General features: G+C 62.1%; 3 protein-coding genes, 1 pseudogene and 1 riboswitch. Of the genes and pseudogenes, 3 read left to right on the forward strand and 1 reads right to left on the reverse strand.

Annotated features, from left to right (window positions below):
* The first annotated feature begins 2 nt into the window (after positions 1 to 2).
* On the forward strand, positions 3 to 461 hold the full coding sequence (gene msrA / locus EN994_RS28850; protein WP_245466112.1) for a peptide-methionine (S)-S-oxide reductase MsrA: 459 nt from the start codon (positions 3 to 5) through the stop codon (positions 459 to 461).
* Positions 462 to 530: 69 nt separating this feature from the next.
* Here the strand turns inward: msrA and EN994_RS28855 are convergent, their stop codons facing one another.
* Entirely contained in the window at positions 531 to 848 is a 318-nt protein-coding gene (locus EN994_RS28855; protein ID WP_013530794.1) for a hypothetical protein, read from the reverse strand.
* A 184-nt stretch (positions 849 to 1,032) separates the two neighbouring features.
* Positions 1,033 to 1,146: riboswitch (TPP riboswitch) on the forward strand.
* Here EN994_RS28855 and EN994_RS28860 point away from each other — a divergent pair.
* Positions 1,137 to 1,745 carry a YkoF family thiamine/hydroxymethylpyrimidine-binding protein gene (locus EN994_RS28860; protein WP_063170276.1) on the forward strand — a complete coding sequence of 203 codons (609 nt, stop codon included), beginning with the start codon at positions 1,137 to 1,139 and terminating at the stop codon, positions 1,743 to 1,745. (Overlaps the previous riboswitch by 10 nt.)
* 38 nt (positions 1,746 to 1,783) lie before the next feature.
* Positions 1,784 to 2,039, forward strand: a pseudogene (locus EN994_RS28865) (ABC transporter permease); the annotation flags it as partial.

A 2,039-nucleotide genomic window follows, 5' to 3' on the forward strand; every position in this document is an offset into this window, starting at 1 on the left:
ATTTGATACGGCGCTATCCCGGCGTCATTTCCACCCGTGTTGGCTACAGCGGCGGCGACGTGCCCAACGCCACCTACCGCAACCACGGCAGCCATGCCGAAGCCATCGAGATCAATTTCGATCCGGCCATCATAAGCTATCGCACGCTGCTGGAACGCTTTTTCCAGATCCACGATCCGACGACCCGCAACCGCCAGGGCAACGATGTCGGGACGAGTTATCGCTCGGCGATCTATTACACCAGCGACGAACAGAAGCGCATCGCCGAGGACACGATCGCCGATGTCGATGCCTCGGGCCTGTGGCCGGGCAAGGTCGTCACCGAAGTCGCACCCGTTGGCCCCTTCTGGGAAGCCGAGCCCGAGCATCAGGACTATCTGGAGAAATACCCCAACGGATACACCTGCCACTTCGTCAGGCCGGGGTGGAAGCTGCCGGTTCGGGAAAAAGCGGTGCCGTAGATACACTGATACGACAGGATTTGAGAAGCCGCGGAGCGCTCGCTCCGCGGCTTCTTTTCATTGCAATTCCTACTTGCCGCAATGGTTGTCATTAACTGTCGGCGCGGTGGTGCCCGGCGACGTTCCACTGGCATCGGGCTGTGCGCCCTGCGGATGGGCAGGGCAATTTTCATCCGCGTTTGAATTCGTGGCGCCCGGTGCTACCGTCGTACTGTTGGTCGTGCCGGGGTCTACCGTGTTCGGCGAAGCCGGCGTATTTGGGTCGACGGTGACCGACTTGCCGCTGCCGCCGGATCCGTCGGTGCCGCTTGTGCCATTGCTCTGCGCCATGGCCGATGTCGCCAGGCCAATGGTGAGCGCCGAAGCTGCGAGGATTTTCATGAACATGGTTTGTCTCCATTGTCTGTGAACTCGTCGCGTAGCGACTGGTGGGACAACCTCGCGGCCTGGTGAAGGTTCCCGATAAATTCTCGCGCCGGCAGAGCCAACCGCTCCCGCCCTGGCGCAATGCTTTTGGCGCAGTGCGATAAAAAAAACGGCTTTTCCTTCAACTCGAATGATGCTTTAAGGCGCACATCCACAGGGGTGCTCCGTACGGTCGGGGCTGAGACGGGGGCGGCAAGCCCACAGACCCTAGAAGCTGATCTGGGTAATACCAGCGGAGCGAGGCGGGCGATGTTTTCAGGCGCACAGATTTCCCTATATCCCATGACCGACGATTTCGTCGGTGTCATCCTTGGCGCGCTCGGTGCGCTCGATCCCTGGCGCGACAAACTCAGGATCGAGACCGACGACATCTCGACCTTGCTGATCGGGCCGCCCGAAGTGCTGTTTCCTGCCATGCGCGACCTCTTCGTGGCGGCGGCACGCAGCGGCAAACATTGCGTGTTGTCGGCCACCATCTCGCGCGGCTGCCCTGGCGAGCCGGACGATCCGATCTGCCGCTCCGATGCGTTTGGCGGGCCCGTCGGTCCACTCGGCCCCCGCAAGGACGCGGCCATCGCGGCGGTGCGCAATGCTGCTGCCACCGGCCAGCCGGCGGCGGCGCAGTTCTCGCTCTATGTGATGGGCACAGACGACCACATGGACGAGATCTACGGCTGCATAGACTTTCTCAAGCAGTCCGGCGTCTATGAGCGCTCCAAACATTTCTGCACGAAACTGCGCGGTGATGCCGGTGCGATCTTTTCGGCGCTGGACGAGGCTTTCTGCCGTTTCGGACCAGGCGCTGGCCACGTAACCCTCGACGTCACGGTCTCGGCCAACAGCCCGTCGGCCGTCTGAAGCCGCGCCGCTCTCGCGGCCGTCAAAGGTTATCTCCCGTGGTCTCATCATCAGTCGCTTCGCGCCCGATCGCGAGCTTTCTCGTCAAGGCAATGCCGGCCATGATCTCGGCCGGTTTGCTCCTGCTGGCGTGGGAGCTTTATGCCACCTATTCCGGCATCAGGGCCACGATACTGCCGGCGCCGTCACGCGTCTTCGAGCAAGCGATGCTCAATCGCGAGGCGCTGGCCGACAATGCCGTTCCGACCATCCGTGCCACGCTTCTTGGCTTTGCCTGTTCGCTCAGCGCCGCCT

Origin of the sequence: Mesorhizobium sp. M7A.F.Ca.CA.002.09.1.1 (assembly GCF_003998555.1) — a bacterium.
GTDB classification, from domain to species: domain Bacteria; phylum Pseudomonadota; class Alphaproteobacteria; order Rhizobiales; family Rhizobiaceae; genus Mesorhizobium; species Mesorhizobium ciceri.

Excerpts from the sequence above, each read along its gene's own strand:
- EN994_RS28860 (WP_063170276.1), top strand. The coding sequence starts at position 1,137 with ATGTTTTCAGGCGCACAGATTTCCCTATATCCCATGACCGACGATTTC.
- EN994_RS28855 (WP_013530794.1), bottom strand. The coding sequence starts at position 848 with ATGTTCATGAAAATCCTCGCAGCTTCGGCGCTCACCATTGGCCTGGCG.